This is a genomic window from Paenalcaligenes sp. Me52 (assembly GCF_050487965.1).
Classification (GTDB): domain Bacteria; phylum Pseudomonadota; class Gammaproteobacteria; order Burkholderiales; family Burkholderiaceae_B; genus Paenalcaligenes.
Map to the genome: position 1 here is coordinate 610,262 of NZ_JBKQFO010000001.1, position 20,358 is coordinate 630,619.

The 20,358-nt window shown below is 49.6% G+C and carries 15 protein-coding genes; 8 read left to right on the forward strand and 7 right to left on the reverse strand.

Features of this window, described 5'->3' with window-relative positions; all coding sequences use genetic code 11:
• Positions 1–36: 36 nt before the first annotated feature.
• Positions 37–5,262, reverse strand: coding sequence for a retention module-containing protein (locus ACLO87_RS02815; RefSeq protein WP_430222724.1), 5,226 nt, complete (start codon positions 5,260–5,262; stop codon positions 37–39).
• Positions 5,263–5,905: 643 nt separating this feature from the next.
• On the opposite strand from ACLO87_RS02815, the gene ACLO87_RS02820 reads away from it, so the two are divergent.
• Positions 5,906–6,157, forward strand: coding sequence for a DUF2061 domain-containing protein (locus ACLO87_RS02820; RefSeq protein ID WP_430222725.1), 252 nt, complete (start codon positions 5,906–5,908; stop codon positions 6,155–6,157).
• Between the two features lie 52 nt (positions 6,158–6,209).
• Here the strand turns inward: ACLO87_RS02820 and ACLO87_RS02825 are convergent, their stop codons facing one another.
• Positions 6,210–7,103: a LysR family transcriptional regulator gene (locus ACLO87_RS02825; protein ID WP_430222726.1), complete on the reverse strand. Its 894-nt coding sequence runs from the start codon at positions 7,101–7,103 to the stop codon at positions 6,210–6,212.
• A gap of 121 nt (positions 7,104–7,224) precedes the next feature.
• Here ACLO87_RS02825 and ACLO87_RS02830 point away from each other — a divergent pair, with 121 nt between their 5' ends.
• The 5 genes from ACLO87_RS02830 to ACLO87_RS02850 are packed head-to-tail and all read left to right on the forward strand — an operon-like array spanning position 7,225 to position 13,063.
• The gene (locus tag ACLO87_RS02830) at positions 7,225–8,208 is read left to right on the forward strand and encodes an ABC transporter substrate-binding protein (protein ID WP_135865475.1); all 984 of its coding nucleotides are present in this window, start codon (positions 7,225–7,227) and stop codon (positions 8,206–8,208) included.
• Positions 8,209–8,220: 12 nt separating this feature from the next.
• Positions 8,221–9,285 (forward strand): ABC transporter ATP-binding protein, encoded by a 1,065-nt coding sequence (locus tag ACLO87_RS02835; RefSeq protein WP_135865473.1) that lies wholly within the window; start codon positions 8,221–8,223, stop codon positions 9,283–9,285.
• The gene (locus ACLO87_RS02840) at positions 9,282–10,940 is read left to right on the forward strand and encodes an ABC transporter permease (RefSeq protein WP_430222727.1); all 1,659 of its coding nucleotides are present in this window, start codon (positions 9,282–9,284) and stop codon (positions 10,938–10,940) included. Before ACLO87_RS02835 ends, ACLO87_RS02840 begins: the two co-directional genes overlap by 4 nt.
• A gap of 7 nt (positions 10,941–10,947) precedes the next feature.
• Positions 10,948–12,174 carry a pyridoxal phosphate-dependent aminotransferase gene (locus tag ACLO87_RS02845; protein ID WP_430222728.1) on the forward strand — a complete coding sequence of 409 codons (1,227 nt, stop codon included), beginning with the start codon at positions 10,948–10,950 and terminating at the stop codon, positions 12,172–12,174.
• Between the two features lie 10 nt (positions 12,175–12,184).
• A complete protein-coding gene (locus ACLO87_RS02850) occupies positions 12,185–13,063 on the forward strand; it encodes a phosphonopyruvate hydrolase (RefSeq protein WP_430222729.1) in 879 nt (292 codons plus the stop codon).
• Positions 13,064–13,124: 61 nt separating this feature from the next.
• Here ACLO87_RS02850 and yfaE read toward each other — a convergent pair whose 3' ends face one another.
• From yfaE to ACLO87_RS02875, 5 genes are all read right to left on the reverse strand, one after another.
• Positions 13,125–13,439, reverse strand: a complete 315-nt coding sequence (gene yfaE / locus ACLO87_RS02855) for a class I ribonucleotide reductase maintenance protein YfaE (RefSeq protein WP_135865471.1) — start codon at positions 13,437–13,439, stop codon at positions 13,125–13,127.
• Complete coding sequence (gene nrdB / locus ACLO87_RS02860) at positions 13,436–14,590, reverse strand: class Ia ribonucleoside-diphosphate reductase subunit beta (protein WP_135865470.1); 1,155 nt, start codon at positions 14,588–14,590, stop codon at positions 13,436–13,438. The genes yfaE and nrdB overlap by 4 nt, the downstream gene beginning before the upstream one ends.
• Before the next feature lie 18 nt (positions 14,591–14,608).
• Positions 14,609–16,870: a class 1a ribonucleoside-diphosphate reductase subunit alpha gene (gene nrdA / locus ACLO87_RS02865; protein WP_430223714.1), complete on the reverse strand. Its 2,262-nt coding sequence runs from the start codon at positions 16,868–16,870 to the stop codon at positions 14,609–14,611.
• Between the two features lie 595 nt (positions 16,871–17,465).
• Positions 17,466–18,524: an ATP-binding protein gene (locus tag ACLO87_RS02870; protein WP_430222730.1), complete on the reverse strand. Its 1,059-nt coding sequence runs from the start codon at positions 18,522–18,524 to the stop codon at positions 17,466–17,468.
• Positions 18,521–19,255: a response regulator gene (locus tag ACLO87_RS02875; protein ID WP_430222731.1), complete on the reverse strand. Its 735-nt coding sequence runs from the start codon at positions 19,253–19,255 to the stop codon at positions 18,521–18,523. The genes ACLO87_RS02870 and ACLO87_RS02875 overlap by 4 nt, the downstream gene beginning before the upstream one ends.
• A 257-nt stretch (positions 19,256–19,512) precedes the next feature.
• Between ACLO87_RS02875 and ACLO87_RS02880 the strand changes: the two genes are divergently transcribed.
• A complete protein-coding gene (locus ACLO87_RS02880; protein ID WP_430222732.1) occupies positions 19,513–19,821 on the forward strand; it encodes a glycine zipper domain-containing protein in 309 nt (102 codons plus the stop codon).
• Positions 19,822–19,869: 48 nt separating this feature from the next.
• Positions 19,870–20,358, forward strand: a complete 489-nt coding sequence (locus ACLO87_RS02885; protein WP_430222733.1) for a GNAT family N-acetyltransferase — start codon at positions 19,870–19,872, stop codon at positions 20,356–20,358.

The window sequence follows — 20,358 nt, forward strand, 5'->3', positions numbered from 1 at the left end:
GAGAATGGGGGCTGTTTTACGCATGACTAGAACGGATTAGAGATCCGGATTATTCAGTTTCTGGCTTTCGTCCATCAAACGTCTGCCTAACTCTTGCATCAAGCTAGGTTGATCCTCATCGTGCAATCCTGCTTCTGCAGCGCGACCTTTGTCTTGATCCTGCGAGACTGTCTCAGCAGTACGCTGTGCATCCCCTGGGGCTGTGGTGGGTTCTAAACCTTCCACGCCTTTAGGTGTGCCCAGAATATCTGCCAAATTGAGGCGATTTGCAGCATCGCTTTCATCATGGTTCAGGCTGAGCGGTTCGTTTTGTTGCAAGGCATTGTCGTGTTCAGCATGGTTAGACAGGAACAGCCCCAACTCATCTTCTTCGTGCAACAAGTGGGCTGGAGACAGCTCATCCAGTTGCTCATGAGACAGAGACAAGGCTTGTGCCAGCGCATCGGTAGTAGAGGCACTATCGGAGGCAATAGGGTCGCCATTACCATCTTTAGCCTGCAACTCAGCCGAAATAGACCAGTCGGTAGGTTGATCCGCTTTAGGCACTACTACATGGATGTTGATGCCTTCCAAGTCTTCACCAGAAGCATTAGGGATAAACACCTTGCCATCTTGTTTTTCCCACTGCAACTCTTGGCCATCTTTGCTGATGGACAGTTTGCTGATCTGCTCCAGTGTCAGCCCTGTGAACGACAGAAATACCCCCGTCTCTGTGCCAACGTCGTCACCCAATACGGCGGCCAACGTAAAGTCATACTCCATAAAGGAAGAGCCGTATTTGGTGATGGTGCCGTCTTCGATCACAGTACCATCGGTAAAGATGATGCCTTTAATGTGATTGAAGGTGGTTGTATTTAAGCCTTCCTGGCCTTGGGTGTCTGTAACGCGGCCACCGTAAAACTTCATGTCCCAAGCCGTATCTGTTTTGGGTGATTTGAAGTCTATGTCTGAGAATTGGTAACGGCTAGGATCACCTTCCAGTACCAAGTAGTTAAAGCCTTTACCTGCGGCACCTTCATAGCGGCCATCAATAGACCCTACATGGTGTATACCTTTTGCGTAAATAAGCTCAGAGCCTTGGCTGACGAACGAACCCGGTACAACGGTGCTAATTTTGAGCCCGTTGCTGTCAATGCCACTGTAATCGCCGGGGATGATAACGGTACCATCCTTGATGGGGATCTCAATTTTCTTGTCTTCCACCACGTCAACGTGAGTCAGGCTGATGTCGACGCTAGACATCTCTATAGCCACAGGTTTCAGGTTAACGGTTTCAGAGAAGGCGTACTGTGAATCGTGATTGCCTTCCATGACGCGGTTACCATTATCCAACTCAGCACCATTGGCTGGGTGGTTATCCAGTGGGTACTTGACGTTGCCATCCTCATCTTTTTGAGGATTGTTGATGTCAGGCTCGTAGCGTGCGCCCAGTTTCCACTCGGTTTCCTCGAAGTATTTACCGCCATCGTGGTTGACGTTTACATTGAGGCCCTTGTCGGCGTATTGATTCCAAACGTCGGCGCGCACATAAACTTCATTGCTTTTATCGCCTACGCCTTGAATAAGCTCAGGGTATTCGCCATCGTTAATGGCATTTGAGCGAGTGGCACCACTGACCGTAACATCGGTCTCGGTTTCAACGCCTGTGCGGTTGAGTTCATTTTGGGCATTACCAAAAATCTTGTCGGATGCGTGCAAGGAGATTTTGATGTACTCATGCTCGTCACCCAGAAGCTTCTGCGTGAAGACAGGTTTACCGTCCTTACCGGCCACAAAGTGTTCGCCATTGCGCTCTTCAATCTTGTTGAGCGTGACCAAGAACTCCATGTAATTGTCCAAGCCTACGTCTTTGCTTGGGTTCAAGCTGCCGTCTGGGTCTGCATCAGGGTTCTTGCTGTAGCCTAGGTAGTTAGTGCTGCAGACTACGTTGCCGTTGCAGCCTACTTCGCCACCCGTGTCCATATCAATAGCGTATGGGCGATCGTTTTCAGCCGAGGCAGTATTGCCCGCGGCGTCTTCGGTCTCGACTTTGGCGTGTACATTGGTGTCTTGGGCCAGCTCTGAGCCTGGCACCTTAACACCCCATGTTTTGTTGTCGCTGTTAACCGTGGTGGTGTAGTCCTTGCCGTTCACGGTCACAGTCACGGTGTCGCCCGCTTTGACATCTTTACCTACGGTACCGGTAATCTCTATTTCGGACTCGGATTCGGTTTGATCAATGACATCGTCACCAGCGATGGTGTCGATGGTGATCTCTGCTTCGGGCAGGTCGGTTTTTACGTCGTAGCCGCGGTCAGTTTCTGCGGAAGCAGTGTTGCCGGCGTCGTCTTCGGTTTCGACTTTAGCGTGAACGTTAGTGTCTTTTGCGAGCTCAGCACCGGGAACATCTACAGTCCAGGTTTGGCCATCGGTGTTAACGGTGGTGATGTAGTCTTTGCCGTTCACGGTCACGGTGACAGTGTCGCCCGCTTTAACATCTTTACCGACAGTACCGGTGATGGTCACATCAGATTCAGACTCGGCTTTGTTGATTACATCATCGCCAGCAATGGTGTCGATGGTGATTTCAGCTTCAGGCAAGCCAGTTTTTACGTCGTAACCACGGTCAGTTTCAGCCGATGCGGTATTGCCGGCGTCGTCTTCCGTTTCTACCTTGGCATGAACGTTAGAGTCTTTAGCGAGCTCAGCACCCGGAACGTCTACAGTCCATGTTTTGCCATCGGTGTTAACAGTCGTTGTGTAGTCTTTACCGTTAACCGTCACAGTGACAGTGTCGCCAGCTTTAACGTCTTTACCGACAGTACCGCTGATGGTCACGTCGGACTCAGACTCAGCCTTGTTGATCACATCATCACCAGCAATGGTGTCGATGGTGATCTCGGCTTCAAGCTCTGCCGTGTTAACGCTGTAGCCGCGGTCGGTTTCAGCCGATGCGGTATTGCCGGCGTCGTCTTCAGTCTCGACTTTAGCGTGAACGTTAGTGTCTTTAGCAAGCTCAGCACCCGGAACGTCTACGTTCCAAGTTTTGCCATCGGTGTTCACGGTGGTCGTGTAGTCTTTGCCATTCACGGTCACGGTGACGGTGTCACCTGCTTTAACATCTTTACCAACGGTACCGGTGATGGTCACATCAGATTCAGACTCAGCCTTGTTGATCACGTCATCGCCAGCAATAGTGTCGATGGTGATTTCAGCCTCAAGCTCTGTGGTGTTAACGCTGTAGCCACGATCGTTTTCAGCCGATGCTGTGTTACCGGCGTCGTCTTCGGTCTCGACTTTAGCGTGAACGTTAGTGTCTTTGGCGAGTTCAGCACCCGGAACATCTACGTTCCATGTTTTGCCGTCAGTATTAACCGTGGTCGTGTAGTCTTTACCGTTAACCGTCACAGTGACGGTGTCACCTGCTTTAACATCTTTACCAACGGTACCGGTGATGGTCACGTCTTTTTCAGACTCAGCTTTGTTGATCACGTCGTCACCAGCGATGGTGTCGATGGTGATCTCTGCTTCAGGCAAGCCTGTTTTCACGTCGTAGCCGCGATCGGTTTCAGCGGAAGCAGTGTTACCGGCATCGTCTTCAGTCTCGACTTTAGCGTGAACGTTAGTGTCTTGCGCCAACTCAGCACCGGGAACGTCTACGGTCCATGTTTTGCCGTCGGAGTTAACGGTGGTGGTGTAGTCTTTACCGTTCACGGTCACGGTGACGGTGTCGCCCGCTTTAACGTCTTTACCGACAGTACCAGTGATGGTCACATCAGATTCAGACTCGGCTTTGTTGATCACGTCATCGCCAGTAATAGTGTCGATGTTGATTTCAGCCTCTGGCAGATCAGTATCTACTCCGTATGGTCGCCCAGCATTAGCGGTAGCGGTGTTACCAGCAGCATCTTCCACGGTAACTTTGGCTTCCACTTTGGCGTGGCCCAATAGCTCTTTGCCGGGAACATCCAAGTTCCAGCTTTTACCGTCTGTATTTACGGTAGTGGTGTAGGTTTTGCCGCCGATAGTGATGATGACGGTGTCGCCCGCTTTAACGTCTTTACCGACGGTACCGGTGATGGTGACATCTTTCTCAGACTCAGCTTTGTTGATCACATCGTCGTCCGTGATGGAGTTGATGGTGATTGCTGCCTCTGGCAGATCGGTACTGACACTGTAGCCACGATCAATTTCAGCGGTAGTGCTGTTGCCCGCGGCATCTGTAGTGGTGACCGTAGCATGTACGTTGTCATCGTTGGCTAATTCAGCACCGGGAACGTCTACGGCCCAAGTTTTGCCGTCAGTGTTTACCGTGGTCGTGTAGTCTTTGCCGTTGACGGTCACAGTCACTGTGTCGCCAGCTTTAACATCTTTGCCAACAGTACCAGTGATGGTCACGTCTTTTTCGGACTCAGCCTTGTTGATCACGTCGTCACCTGCGATCACATCAATGGTGATGTCCGCTTCTGGTGCTAATGTGTCTACCGTCGTAGTGTCTTGATCGCCCAAACCGGGTACGCCAGCTTCGTTGGTGTAGCTGCCATCTGGCACGCGCACCACGATATCGCCTTCGTAGTTGTCTGGCACGATTAAATCGGCCACCCATTTGGTTGGGTCGGTTGGGTCTGGGCGCAGATTTTCAATGCGGCCGTCGTTTGAAACGTGTACGTCTGTTGCGTCGAAGCCTACAGGTTTCTCGCTAAAGTTAAAGCTTACGGTGCCATCTTTATTGATGGTGACTTTGAGTGTTGGTGCGGTAGGGGTAGTAGGCTCTTCAGCGTTATCGGTGCCATCTGCACGACCATAGCCACCCATGCGAGGCAGCTCGCCGGCTGGGGTGATGGGTTTAGGATAGGCCAATGCTAACGGAGAGGTGCTTTCTACGATGCTCATCAAGCGTGTGAAGCTGCTACCGCCCGCACCATCGCCACCGCCGCTAGTCACTGCGGCAGTAGGGTTTAATTGTTCAAAAGGGTCTTCACCAGCCTGCACTGCCGCAAGCACACGTGCAATGTCTGGGTCTACTTGTGCTGCTAGGGTTTGACCGCTGGGATCTACGTCATCATTGAAGAGATCGTTTGTTACTTGGAATTGACGGTTTTCACCCACCATCAACGATGGCATGCCATCTGCTTGCAGTTGTACGTTTGCACCACTGTCTGTGACCACTTCAGCGTTTACAGGGACACGCATTCCAGCACGCAAGGCCAGCAGAGAACCGTCAGCTTGGCGTACCCAAGCATTACCTGAAACATTGTTTACTAAAACCGTATCTACAGCCATTTACTACGCTCCATAAGGATTACGCCATATTTGGGTGGGAAAATAGCGCAATATAAACCCACAATAATTATTTAAATTTTACGGGTGATTGGGAGCTAGGAGTATTGGCCGCGGCGACAGGTTTGGTAATTGATTTTATTAAATTAGGTGTTTTTGATTACTGATTCACAATTGTTGATGGTTTCAGACTGGAGCTGGGGTCTTAGTCTGGTGATTTCCTAGAGCAGATGGGCTTGTAGACTAGGGTTTGGTGTGTAAGGCGAGCATGGTGTAGAGGGCGAAAAATAATGTCCTATACATAAGTTCACGACTATAAATTGATAGTGATTGATTGATTTCCTAATTTATTCTGGATATAGAGATTATTTTATTAACGATTTGGAAAATAAGAGATATATCCTATTTTTTATTCGCATCTTTTGGATATTTTTACTGTCATATAGCTTCAGTTGTTTATTGTTTTAGGTTTAAAATATTTAAGACGGTGTTAAGTGGTTGATTTAACAGCGCATACAGTAGGTTGCCCCGAAAGTGTCTGTTAGGTACTACGCTCATAGTCTGTACCTATAGGGGTAGTAAAAATAATTTACTGCAAATAAGATTTATTCTCATTAAAATAGAGTCATTGTCTTAGGAGCAGAACATGCAACTCATCGCCTTTAAAACCAGCCAAATATGTCTTCACATGAGTGTGGCCTTTGCCGTAGCCTATGCGTTCACGGGGTCGCTAGCGGTGGGTGGTGTAGCAGCGGTGGTAGAGCCTATTTGCAATGTGACCTTAATGCCGCTGCACGATAAGTTATGGGAGCGTATGCGCCAGCGTCGTCAGAGTGCTAAACAGCCACCAGAGGCTGTAGCCTCTACACCGCTTGAGGCAGTAGCTACTGCGGCGTAATCCTTATTGCACAAGATATTCCAGCCCTCACCTAAACAAGGTGGGGGCTTTTTTATGTGTTGGTATTGGTGGTGCTGCGTTCTTTTAAACTGGCTTTGAGCCATCGGCAAAAATGCCGTGCAGTATCTAAGTGCTGGGTCTGGTGGTTGATATAGGCAGAGTAACAAGCACCTGTGGGATGTATGTCCACAGGGGCAATGCGCAAACTGTTATTTTCCAAGGCTTCTAGCACCAATACTTTAGGTACTACCAATAGCCCTAATCCAGCAATAGCGGCTGAGATAGCAAAGAATAAATGATCATAGGTCGCGCACACTTGCAACTGATTAGGACTGACCCCATAGGTTAGAGACCAGTGGGTGAGTACATCGGGGCGTGATCGTGACGTCACCAAAGGCCATTGCGCAGGCGGTAGGTGCTGTACCTGATTAATTAACTCTTGCTGTCCTACGCAAATTAACTCCTCCTGCAGTAGTTCCCAATGTTCACAGCCTTCTAAATGTAGATCTCGGCTGATCAATACATCGTAGCTATCCTGCATAGAGGGTGCGGAAAGCGATGTGATCAAATCTACTTGTACACCTGTTTGCTGAGTATAGGAGCCCAGCATAGGCACGATCACTGTCATGGCCAAACTTGGGGTAGAGGTGCGCACCTGCAATCGGTTGTGATGATGGTTTTTTTGAGCTAACTGCTGAGCGGTTAGCTCAATGGTCATCATGGCATCTTTGATGTTGTCATTGAGTTGTTGGCCAATGATTGAAGGGTGTATGCGAGGGCCTTGCCGCAAAAATAGTGGCGCTTTGAAAACTTGTTCCAAGTGGGCAATGTGCCTACTCACGGCGCTTTGTGTAATTCCCAAGGCGTGGGCAGCCTTAGTAAAACTGCCGTATTGGTTAACAACAACAAAAACACGCAATGCTGTGAGCGGTAGATCCTTCATCATGACTAAAACTCATCCTTAATGGCGCTATGCGCATAGTTAGGGTGGGATGTAACTTTCTAGTCATATAGCCTATATAGCATGTATGAAAATCTCGTTTCAATTACGAAAAAGGTAGTTTTTCATGCAAAAAATCACACGCAAGCTATCAGTTTTACTCATGGTCATGGCAGGGGCTTTTGGCTCTGCTCACGCTGGAGAAGTGGTGTTGTACTCCTCTAATAATGTTGAGGTAGTGAACCGCGTTATCGATGAATTCACCAAAAAGCACCCAGACATTTCAGTGTCAGTGGTGCGAGCCGGTAGTGGTGCGTTGATGCAACGTATTAAGGCTGAAGCGCAGAATCCATTAGGGGATATTTTCTGGTCTGGCGGTTTTTCCACTTTGTCACAATATGCACCGTATTTTGAGTCGTACCAAACGACCGAGGCAGAGCAAATTCCCGCCGCCTTTCATGGTCCGGAGCAACTGTGGTTGGGCACCAATACGCATGTCAGCGTGTTGATGGTAAATGACAAGCAATTAGATGGTTTGAAAGCGCCAACCAGTTGGGAAGATTTAGGGCAACCAGAATGGAAAAACAAGATTGTGATTCCTGATCCTGAGCGTAGCAGTTCCTCTTATGTGGCGTTGTATGGTTTGAAAGCCTTGATGGGTGAGGAGCTATACAAAAAGGTAGTACAGAATGCGGTGTTTGTAGGTACTACAGCGGGAGCCTATGAAGGGGTGGCACTGGGCGAGTTCCCTGTGGGTGTCACGATGGAGTACGCCGCTTACCAATATGTAGATGGTGGTATGGACGAGATCAAGTTAGTGTATCCCGCCGAGGGCACCTTCTTGTCACCCGAAGGGATGGCGTTGATTAAGGATGGCAAGAACAGTGAAGATGCTAAGAAGTTCTATGACTACTTAGCGTCTAAAGACGCACAAACATTGGTGCTAGAAACGGCGTTCCGTCGCCCACTGCGCGAGGATATTTCTGTGAATGCCGTCGTGGACTTACCTGATCTGGGCAGCATTAAACAGTTTGAGTTGAGCGATCAGAAAATGGGTGAAGAGCGCGAAGCTTTTCTAGCTGAGTGGCGTGCATTGGTTGCTGCGCGTTAACTTGAGGACAGTATGGACTTAGTGTTTTCTTCCATCTCGCAGTCTTATGGTCAGCAGCAACTGTTTAATGCATTGCAGTTGACCATTCCTAGCGGCTCCTTTTTCACTCTCTTGGGGCCGTCTGGGTGCGGTAAAACCACCTTGTTACGGATGTTGGCGGGGTTTGTGCGTCCTGATGCGGGGCAAATTTATTTTGGTGATCAGGATGTCACTCGAATCCCAGCCCATAAACGCAATGTAGGGATGGTGTTTCAGGACTATGCCCTGTTTCCTGATAGATCGGTTTTGGATAACGTGAATTATGGCTTATGGGCACGTGGCTATTCCAAGTCTGATGCGAAATCAGCCTCATTGAAAATGTTGGCTCGTGTGGGCTTGGCCACGTTGGCTGATCGCATGCCGTCAGAGCTTTCCGGTGGGCAACGTCAACGTGTGGCAATGGCGCGTGCACTAGTGATTAAGCCTAGTGTGTTACTGCTGGATGAGCCGTTGTCAGCGTTGGATGTGAAGCTGCGTGTAGAGCTTCGCGACATGGTGCGTGAACTGCAAAAAGAGGCTGGACTAACCACCGTGTTTGTAACGCATGATCAAGAAGAGGCTTTGTCTATTTCTGATCATATTGCGGTGATGCGTAGTGGTGAAGTGGTACAGGTAGGGACGCCACACGCTATTTATGCTCAACCAGAAACGCGATTCACGGCAGACTTTGTGGGTGGCGCCAATATCATCCCCCTGCAACAAGAGTTGATTAAAAGCGTGGCTGAGGTGAGGCGCTTTAGTAGTAGTGCGGGCGTGTTGCATTCGTTGCATTCCAGACCATGGGAACAAGGTTTGTGTTTGGCAGTAAGGCCCGAGAAACTGCGTTTTGTAGAAGCAGTTGATAAGCAAGAGGCTGTGATCGCCGGGCAAATACAAACCGTAGAGTTCTTGGGGGCTCTGACACGTTACAAGGTGCGCACAGCATGTGGTGACCTATGGCTAAATGCGTGGAGTCACACCTATGGCGAACGCAAAAAAGTACAGGATCAGGTGTGGCTAGCTATACCTGCTGATGCTGTTTTGGTAAGGGGCTCATGATGGCATCTACGTTGCTAGGGCCATTACGTCGAGATCCTGTCTGGTTGGCGTGGGCACTGCTGAGCTTGTTAGTGCTGGGCTATTTTCTGTTGTGGCCTATTTTGGGCGTGATGATGGATGCGTGGCGAGATGACTCTGGCCAACTCTCCTTTAACGGTTTTCAGCGTTTTTGGTCAGAAGCGTCCTACCGAGATGCCTTGGTAAATACGCTGATTCTAGGCGTTGCGGTGACCTGCACTAGCGTGCTGTTGGGCGGTGGGTTGGCTCTCGTGCTAGCGCGTTTGTCGTTCCCTGTTGCTGCATTGATTGGTGCGTTGCCTTTACTTACGTTAGTAGTGCCCGATGTGGTGGTGGCCGCGTCATGGATAGTAGTGCTGGGTAAGCAAGGCCTGGTCAACAACTGGTTAAGCGCATGGGACGTACAGTTACCTTCCTTGTTCTCATGGTGGGGGCTGATTTTCGTAATGACGCTTACCAACTATGTGTATGCGTTTGTGCCTATTTTGGCCGGCTTGAAAAGTATGGACAGGTCTTTAGAGGAGGCTGCTACCAGTTTGGGCAGGCCGCCCATGCAAGTCCTGTTTACTGTCACGCAACCGTTGATGCTGCCTGCTATAGGCGCAGGTGCGTTGATTGTGTTTATGCACGTTATAGGTGATTTTGGTGTACCTGCTTTGTTGGGGGCACATACCCCGGTTTTAGCCGTTAAAACTTACAACGAATTTGTGAGTGAAATGGGTGGTAGCCCGCAAATGCAAAGCACCTTGGCGACAGTGTTGATTGTGTTGGGGTTGTTGGTGCTGATGGTGCAAAAAGGCATTGTTGAGCGTCGTCAGTACCAAATGGAGTCAGGTAGAACGCCTCTCGCCATTCGCATTTCAGGGATTCCTTCGGCGCTTGCCGTGGTGTTTGTGTGTAGTGTGGTGCTGGTGTCTATTGTGCCGGTCGTGGTGGTGTGTGTAACGGCTTTTACTAAGTCTATGGGGCCCGTTTTACGTTATGGCTCTTGGACATTGCAGCACATGGAGCACGCCTTGATGCGTGCGCCAGAACCTTTGTACAACTCTTTGTTTTTAGCCACTATTGCCACCATAGGTGGTGTGGTGTTCTCGGTGCTGACGGCGTATTTAATTACCAAGCGACGTTCGTGGTTAACGCATTGTTTGGATGCCGTAGTCATGCTGCCTCTGACCATCGCAGGCACCGTGTTGGGTATAGCGCTAATCAATGCCTTTAACAGTGGCTGGTTGGTACTAACCGGTACGTGGATGATTATGGGATTGGCGTACTTCTTGCGTCGAGTTCCTACCAGTGTACGTGCCGCAATGGGGCCTATGTTTAACCTAAAGTCCTCTATTGAAGAGGCGTCTATCAGCTTAGGTGTGTCGCCATTTCGCAGTTTTGTGCGAGTAGTGCTGCCCTTGGTGATGCCAGCCGTATGGGCGGCAGCCGTTTTAATGTGGATCACTACGTTGTCGGAGTTGTCCGCAACGGTGGTTTTGTATTTTGGTGGCATGAACACCATGCCTATTGAGATTTTTCAGTTAGTGGATAGTGGGCGCTTAGCCCAAGCCAGTGCGTACAGCGTGATCTTATTGCTGAGCATTTTCATCCCCTTATTGTTTGCTCGTTTTGTTTGTAGATTAAAGATATAGGACTCCCATGGACCACAGTTCCAGTTCTCAGGACAACGGTTTTTTTGCTCAACGGGTGTTGTCAGCCAAGCCGTCCGCAACCAAAGAAATGACCCGCTTAGCCAATCAGTTGCGCCGCGAAGGTCGTGATGTGATTACTTTAAGCCAGGGTGAGCCAGACTTTGCGCCACCACAGCATGTGCTGGATGCAGCGAAAAAAGCTATTGATGAAAACAAGTCCTACTACACAGAAGTGGCCGGATTACTGGCATTACGCGAGGCGGTAAGTCGCCAGTTTGAGCGTGATTATGGGCTGGTATATAGCCCTGACCAAATTCAAGTAGGGTGTGGGGCTAAGCAAACTCTGTACAACGCCTTGCAGACGACTGTGCAAGCGGGTGATGAGGTAGTCATCCCTGTGCCAGCATGGGTGTCGTATTCAGAAATGGTGGTGTTAGCCGGTGGTAAACCTGTATTGGTGCGTTGTGGTGCCGATACGGGTTTTAAGCTAACGCCAGAGCAGTTGGAAGATGCCATCACGCCCAAAACCAAGTGGCTAATGCTGAATTCGCCATCTAACCCCAGTGGTGCGGTGTACTCCAAGCAAGAGCTGAACGCACTGGCAGAGGTGCTGCGTCGTCACCCACATGTGTGGATTATGGCGGATGATATTTATGAAAAAATCCGTTACGAAGACGTGGCTTTTTCTACCCCAGCGGCTATTGCGCCAGACTTGGCTGCACGCACATTGACCATTAATGGTGTCTCCAAAGCTTTTGCTATGACCGGCTGGCGCGTAGGCTATGCTGCCGGCCCGCTTGAGCTGATCAAAGCCATGAATTTGGTGCAATCTCAAGCAACATCACACACCTGCACTATCAGCCAGTATGCTGCCATTGCTGCGTTGGATGGCCCTATGGATTTCTTAGGGAAATTTGTCAGCCACTATCAACGTAGACGAGACAACCTGTTGGACTCTATAGCGCAAACACCGGGCTTGTCGTGCCTGAAACCGGATGGTGCTTTCTATGCGTTGATTGATTGCCAAGCACTATTGGGGCAACGTAATGCTATAGGCCAGTTGATCGCTACTGATCAAGATTTCGCCTTGTATTTGTTGCGTGAAGCAGGCGTAGCGGGTGTGCCTGGGTCGGCCTTTGGTTTGCCAGGATACTTACGTTTGTCCTATGCCGCTTCAGACAGCGATTTGGAAGCCGCGTTAAGCCGCATCAAAACCGCTTGCGAATCGTTCTAGGAGACAGATGATGACTACCACTAAACACCAACAACTACGTTCGGCACTAGAGTCGGGCCGTTTTCAAACGGCAATGGCGGCACACAATCCATTGGCTGCTGTATTGGCGGAAGAGGCGGGTTTTGATGCCATCTGGGGCAGCGGTTTCGAGCTTTCTGCCAGCTTTGCTGTGCCAGACGCCAATATTCTGTCTATGGGCCAGCATTTGGATATGATGCGTGCGATTGCACAGCGTACCTCCATCCCTCTGATTGCAGACATCGATACTGGTTTTGGTAATGCCATCAATGTGAGCTATGTGATTCCACAATACGAAGCGGCGGGCGCATCGGCGATTGTAATGGAAGATAAAAGCTTTCCTAAAGACACGAGCTTGCGCAGCGATGGCCGCCAAGAATTAGTACGCATAGAGGAATTTCAAGGGAAAATCGCTGCGGCGTGTGCTGCCCGGCACGACCCTAACTTTGTAGTAGTAGGACGTGTAGAAGCGCTGATTGCAGGTTTGGGGCAAGAGGAAGCCTTGCGCCGAGCAGAGGCATATGCCGAAGCAGGTGCCGATGCCATCTTGATTCACTCTAAGCAGAAAACACCGGACGAGATTGTGGAGTTCATTAACGGTTGGTCCGGCAAAGTGCCATTGGTGTTGGTGCCAACCGCTTATCCACAGTTAACGGAGCAAGCAATCCGTGACCTGAAAAAAGTAGGGATTGTGATTTACGGTAATCATGCCATTCGTGCGGCAGTGCAAGCCATGCGCTCGGTGTTTGCCCAAATCCGTGCTGATGGTGGCATACAAAACGTGAATGCGGCTTTGCCTACAGTGAAAGATATTTTGGACTTACAAGGCGACGCGGCGATGCGTAAGCTGGAGAGCGAGTTTTTGCGGTAAGCAGGTTGCACTGTTTAGGAGTACAAGAAAAAAGCCCTACACAAACTGTGAGGGCTTTTTCTTATTCTTCTGGCAGTTCCAACTGTTTACCTGGCATATCAAACTGCAATTGCTCGGGTACGCGGGTGATTCTGCATTCTATGGTAATCGCTTGGGTCACGCGGCAGCAGCAGGGCAGAATTTCCGAAGGGCCTATGAAAGCCAACGGCGGATCGGGGTAGTCCACTTCGCCGTCTATTAACGGAACTCTGCACATGCCACAGTAGCCGCTGCGGCATTGGAATTCGACCTCGTGGCCTGTGCGTTCCAATGCCTCCAGCAAGCTTTCCCCGTCTAGGACACGGATGACTGTACTGCTGGTGGTGACGGTGGTCACAGTTCGATATTGCTCAAGTCATCAACCGAGACTTCGGCATTGATCTGACCCACTAAGTACGAGCTAAGCTCTACTTCTTGTGGTGCAACTTGTACCGTATCCGAAGACAACCACGTGTTGATCCAAGGAATTGGGTTGTTTTTGATACGCTCAAACGCTGGTTTCAAGCCCACTGCTTCCATACGGATGTTGGTGATGTACTCAACGTACTGGCTCAAAATGTCTTTGTTCAGACCGATCATGGAACCGTCACGGAACAGGTATTCTGCCCATTGTTTTTCCTGAATAGCAGCGTCTCTGAACATGTCAAAACACTCTTGTTCGCAATCTTGAGCCACTTGCGCAAATTCAGGATCATCTTGGCCGGAGCGCATGATGTTCAGAATGTGCTGGGTACCAGTCAGGTGCAGGGCTTCGTCGCGTGCGATTAAGCGAATGATCTTGGCGTTACCTTCCATCAGTTTGCGCTCAGCAAACGCGAAAGAACACGCAAAACTCACGTAGAAACGGATGGCCTCAAGAATGTTCACATTCATGATGCACAGGTACATGCGTTTTTTCAGCGAGTAGAGATTAATGTCGTGCTCTACACCGTTGATGATATGTTTGCCTGTACCCAGTTGCGAGTAGAACATGGCATCACGAATCAGGTCGTCGTAGTAGGACGAAATATCGGCAGCACGCAGCTTGATGTTTTCGTTACGTACGATGTCATCGAACACGACGGAAGGGTCGTTCACGATGTTGCGAATGATGTGGGTGTAGGAACGTGAGTGAATGGTTTCAGAAAACGCCCACGTTTCAATCCATGTTTCCAGCTCAGGCAACGATACCAGCGGCAGGAACGCCATGTTGGGGCTACGCCCTTGAATGGAGTCCAGCAGCGTTTGGTATTTCAGGTTGCTGATGAAAATGTGCTTTTCGTGATCTGGCAGTTTTTGGTAGTCGATACGGTCTTGTGTGATATCGACTTCTTCAGGACGCCAGAAGAACGAGAGTTGTTTCTCAATCAGTTTTTCAAAAATTGGGTACTTTTGCTGATCGTAACGAGCAACGTTAACCGGTTGCCCAAAGAACATAGGTTCTTTGAGCTGGTCGTTGTCGTTACGCGAAAAAGTACTGTAAGTACTTGGTTGAGTACTGTCATTCATCTTTGGAGTACCTCAGTATCAAATCTTGCACGCGCCACTTGCGCAGTCGTCTTCGGCTGCAACGCCCTGAGCATCATCTGCCCCATCGCGGGTATTGTGGTAGTACAGCGTTTTCACGCCCAGCTTGTAAGCGTGCAGCAAGTCTTTGAGCAGCTGTTGCATCGGAACTCGACCGTCGGCGAAACGTTGAGGGTCGTAGTTGGTGTTGGCAGAAATGGACTGATCCACAAACTTCTGCATGATGCCTACCAAACGCAGGTAGCCATCGTTATTAGGCATTTGCCACAGCAATTCGTACTGGTTTTTGAGTCTATCTAGCTCAGGCACAACCTGACGCAAGATACCGTCTTTGGATTGCTTCACGGACACCACACCGCGAGGAGGCTCAATACCGTTTGTGGCATTGGCGATCTGGCTGGACGTTTCCGAAGGCATCAAGGCGGTCAGAGTGGAGTTGCGCAGACCGTGTTTTAGGATCTCGGCACGTAGTGCTTCCCAGTCGTATTGCAGAGCTTCTGCGCTGACACCATCCAAGTCTTTTTTGTAGGTATCAATAGGCAACAAACCAGCAGCGTAGTTGGTTTCGTTGAAGGCTTCGCACGGACCAAACTCTTGCGCCAATTGCATGGACGCTTTAAGCAGGTAGTACTGAATAGCTTCAAACGTACGGTGTGTCAGACCCAATGCGCTGTTATCAGAGTAGCGTGTGTTGTTCTTCGCTAAGTAGTAAGCGTAGTTGATCACACCTACGCCCAATGAACGGCGTTTTTCGGTAGAGATTTGTGCGGCTTTAACAGGGTAGTCTTGGTAATCCAGCAGCGCATCCAATGCGCGTACGATCAGGTCGGCCAAACCTTCCAGTTCGTCCAAGGACTCCAATGCGCCCAAGTTGAAAGCAGACAACGTGCAAAGCGCGATTTCGCCATTTGGATCGTTGATGTCTTCCAGCGGTTTGGTAGGCAACAAAATTTCCATGCACAGGTTGGACTGACGTACCGGTGCTTTTTTGGAATCAAATGGGCTGTGCGTATTGCAGTGGTCAACGTTCTGAATGTAGATACGGCCAGTGCTGGCACGCTCTTGCATCATCAACGAGAACAGTTCTACAGCAGGCATGCTGCGCTTACGGATGGAGCTGTCTTGTTCGTATTGGGTGTACAAGCGCTCGAATTCGTTTTGGTCTGCGAAGAAGGCTTCGTACAGATCAGGCACGTCGTGCGGTGAGAACAGAGTGATGTTCTGGTTTTTGATCAGGCGCTGATACAGCGTACGGTTAATCTGTACACCGTAATCCAAGTGACGGATACGGTTTTCTTCAATACCACGGTTGTTTTTCAGAACCAGCAGTGATTCAACTTCCAAGTGCCAAAGAGGGTAGAACAGCGTTGCTGCGCCACCGCGTACGCCACCTTGCGAGCACGATTTAACGGCCGCTTGGAACATTTTGAAGAAAGGCAAACAACCAGTGTGTTGCGCTTCGCCGCCACGGATTTCACTACCCAGCGCGCGGATGCGGCCACCGTTAATACCAATACCAGCACGTTGCGATACGTATTTCACGATAGCGCTAGTGGTTGCGTTGATGCTGTCTAGGCTGTCATCACACTCGATCAATACGCAGGAGCTGAACTGACGCATTGGTGTACGTACGCCAGACATAATGGGCGTAGGCAACGAGATTTTGAACAGTGAAATAGCTTCGTAGAAGCGGCGGATGTAGTCCAGACGGCGCTCGGCAGGGTACTTGGCAAACAAGCACATTGCTACCAGCACGTACAACATCTGTGGGCTTTCGTAGATCTGTTTGGTGACTCGGTTTTGCACCAAGTATTTACCTTCCAGCTGTTTGACGGCAGCGTAGGAGAAATCCATATCGCGCCAGTGATCAATAAAGTCATTGATCTGGTCAAATTCTTCGCGGCTGTAGTCGGCTAGCAGATGAGGATCGTATTTGCCGATTTCTGTCAGATGCTTCACGTGATCGTACAGGTGAGGCGGTTCAAACTGACCGTAGGCAATTTTACGTAGGTGGAAAATAGCTAAACGAGCGGCCAAATACTGGTAGTCGGGCGTCTCTTCAGAGATCAAATCTGCCGCAGACTTAATAATGGTTTCGTGAATATCGTTAGTACGGATGCCATCGTAAAACTGAATATGTGATTGCAGCTCTACTTGGGAAACGGATACGTTGTTCAGGTCTTTGGCGGCCCAGTCAATAACGCGATGAATTTTGTCTAGGTCGATGGGTTCAACCCGTCCATCGCGCTTAGTGACCATCATTTGTGTGGTTTGGTTCATTTGGCTACCTGGAAAATGTGTTTGGACTGTGTGATGCACAAAAGAAAGAATGTCGCCTCGATCAGAGGAGGCGGGTGTACCTAAAGAACGTTGGAAGCAATAGGTCAGCGCGTTAGCACATCTTTTGTGTAGAAAGCTTGGTCACTAGATATACATCTATATATAGTGTTTACGGCTGAGAGTATACACCATATGTAGTGGATTTGTGTGTGGCAACTCTGTGGCTATTTCGCCTAATACTTTCCCTTCCATGTAGCAGTTGAACACGTTAAGGGAGGCGAATAAAGGCGTTTCTGGTCGCGGCTTTGCCCCTATTGTGTAAGCTAAAGTGACAGTTTTTTTAGCTGATAACACCCAATAAGCATGCCGCTTTTTGGAGGGGAGTTTAGGGGGCTTCTGTTACAACCAAATACGATTGTGACCAGTTCGGGCATGGCGTTTTAGCGCGCAGGAAGCTTTTTCCTGTGCTGTCATGAGCAATTTGCTGGTCGTTACACTCGTTGCCTGAGTGCGAAAGAGCACGATGATACGCCAGTAACCTAGGGTAATCCACTAGTTTTTGGTATGTGAAATGTTGCTAAAGCGGCCACTCTATACGTAGCAAGGTGCCTTGATTGAGTGAGGCATGGCAGGACGCCGTGCCGCCATGCGCTTCTGCAATAGCTTTGACTACTGCCAGTCCTAGTCCTGTGCCGCCACTGTGGCGTGCGCGGGAGGGTTCCACACGATGGAAAGCATCGAAGATGTTCAAGGCTTGCTCGGGTTCAATGCCGGGGCCGCTATCTGCCACGCTGATACGGCATTGGTGGTCAGTTGCGTAGGCACTGACCACGACCTCGCCAGGTAGAGCGTGTTTTTGTACGTTCTCAAGTAAGGCAATTAATGCCTGACGGATGCGTACAGGATCGCACAGTACGTCGCGGGTATTTTCATAATGGGCTTGTACGCTAAAGCCTCTGGCTTCAAGCGTAGGTTTGAACATTTGTACTACCGACTCTATATCGTCACTCAAATTGACCGGGAAGAGGTCTAGTTCCAAGTGGCCGCTTTCTTTCAGACTCAAGATGCGTAAGTCTTCAATCAGTCGGTTTAACCCTTCAACTTGGTGCAGCAGCCCTTGAAACAAGGCAGCATCAGGCGTGAATACCCCGTCGGTCAGGCCTTGCAAGCGCCCTCGCAGAATCGTCACAGGAGTACGTAACTCGTGCGCAATGGCGGCATTCCAAAATGAGCGCTGTGTTTCCATGGACTCTAAACGCTCGGCCATGGAGTTAAAGTCATCCACCAATTGCGAGGTTTCATTGGGGGAGTTCTTGCTGGAAATGGCGCGTACATGCAGATTGCCCTCAGCCACTTGGCGTAGGCTTTGTATTACCGATTCCAGTGGCGACAAAATGCGTCGTGATAGTTTGATGGCAATCAGCGTTGCACTGGTTAGGGTGATGATGAAGATTGCGCCTAACCAAGCCAAGTCTACGCTGGTAAACATGGTGTCTTCGTCTATGCTGTCTGGCGAATAGATCGCTAGTATGCTGTAGAACACATAAGAGCCTACAAAGCACAGTAAGAGTACGCAAAATACCAGTAAGCCTAGCGAGAGGATGGCGAGGCGACGCAGGCCAAAGCGCTGGCTCATGAGCGATTCCCAAATCTATAGCCTATGCCACGTACACTGGTTGGCACGCCTTCTATACCTAATTGTTCGATTTTCTTACGCAGCTTGCTGATGTGGCTATCTACGGTGCGCTCTAGTGAATCACCTTCAGGCAAGCAGGCTTCTAGCAATTCACCGCGAGAGAAAGCGCGATTGGGTGTGCGCATCATGCATTCCAATAGCTTGAACTCAGTGAGGGTGATATCTAGTGTGATGGCTTGACCATCTTTAAATACACAAGCTTCGTGGCTTTCCAGATCAATTTGAAAGTCGCCCACACGTATGACTTGTCGGGTGTCTACCGTTTGTACACGTGTACGACGTAATACCGCTTGCACCCGAGCAACGACTTCAGCGGGATTAAAGGGTTTGACGATGTAGTCATCGGCACCGATGCGCAGCCCCATTAACTTATCCACATCCTGATCCAACGCTGTCAGCATGATGGTAGGGGTATCGCTTTTATGACGTATTTCATTCAGCACTTGCCAGCCATCCATGCCGGGTAGCTGTATGTCCAGCAAAATGAGATCAGGCTTTAGGCTTTGATGCAGTGTTAATGCACTATGACCATCGGGGGCGTGGACAGTGCGTAAGCCACTGCGTTCTAGATAGGCTTCTAAAATAGCAGCGATTTCGTGTTCATCTTCAACAATCAAAATTAACGCTTGCGATAAGTTTTTAGGCGTAGAACGAGTGGGCTGTATCAGCACAGAAATTCCTTCTTATAACGGATGCTTAGCATTCTATATCTATCACCTTGTAGATATATATCCTATTGGTATCAGAGGGTAGTGATGGCTACTGACTATATAGAGAGTGCGGCTGTTGAGCAGCGTGTTTTTTCTTGTAATTTACACGTTTAGATGCGATTTGTTTCAAATGGCAATAATGGGTTTGGGGCTTCATGCTACGGTTGCCTCCAGTGTAGTAGTTGGCACGGTAGGTGCGTAGACGGAGCAGAAGTAGCATGAAAATTTTTACACGATTGATGATGGCTGGTGGTTTAGCGGTGGCCTTAGCAACACCTGCTTGGGCAGTCTCTGATAAAACCGCCAATACGGTGATCGGTGCTGGGCTAGGAGCCGCCGCAGGCGCTGTGCTGTCCGATGGTGATACAGGCGTTACATTGGGTGCAGCCGCTGTGGGTGGTCTGCTTGGTAATGTATTAACGTCTGAGTCACATCGTGATCGTCGTGCAGGGCGTCATGGGTATAGACACGACAACGGTTGGCATAAACACAACCACAACAAGCATAAAAGACGTCATCATCGCTAGTAAGGCTGCGTTTAGGCAGCATGTTTTGTTGTTGATGAAGAGTGTTTTATGAGGATTCAAATCATAGAATCTGCTAACTGGGCTGATATTTTGCGCATTCAAGCCCAGTCGTATGCAGCAGATATTCTTGAGGATGAAGCAGTACTACGTAGCAAATGGGCATCTGCACCGCAGCACAATGTGGTGTGTGTAGATGATCACAATACGATATTGGGCTATTTGCTGAATCACCCGTGGCATACCGAAGAGCCACCAGGTTTGCACGAAAATCTGCAAGCTGGTTTGCCAGTCAAAAGTTGGCATTTACACGATTTAGCGATTTCTCCTTTAGCCCGAGGCAAAGGGGTGGCGAATCTATTGGTGCAGCACGTGATGGACAACGTGCAGCGCATGAATGTTGCGTCGGTGAGTTTGATTGCCGTGCAAGGCTCTACGCCTTTCTGGTCTCGCTACGGTTTTGAAGCGCAAGCTGCTTCGGCTGCTACGTGTGAAAGCTATGGTGGCGAAGCGGTGTGGATGAAGCGCCGTTTTTCGTAA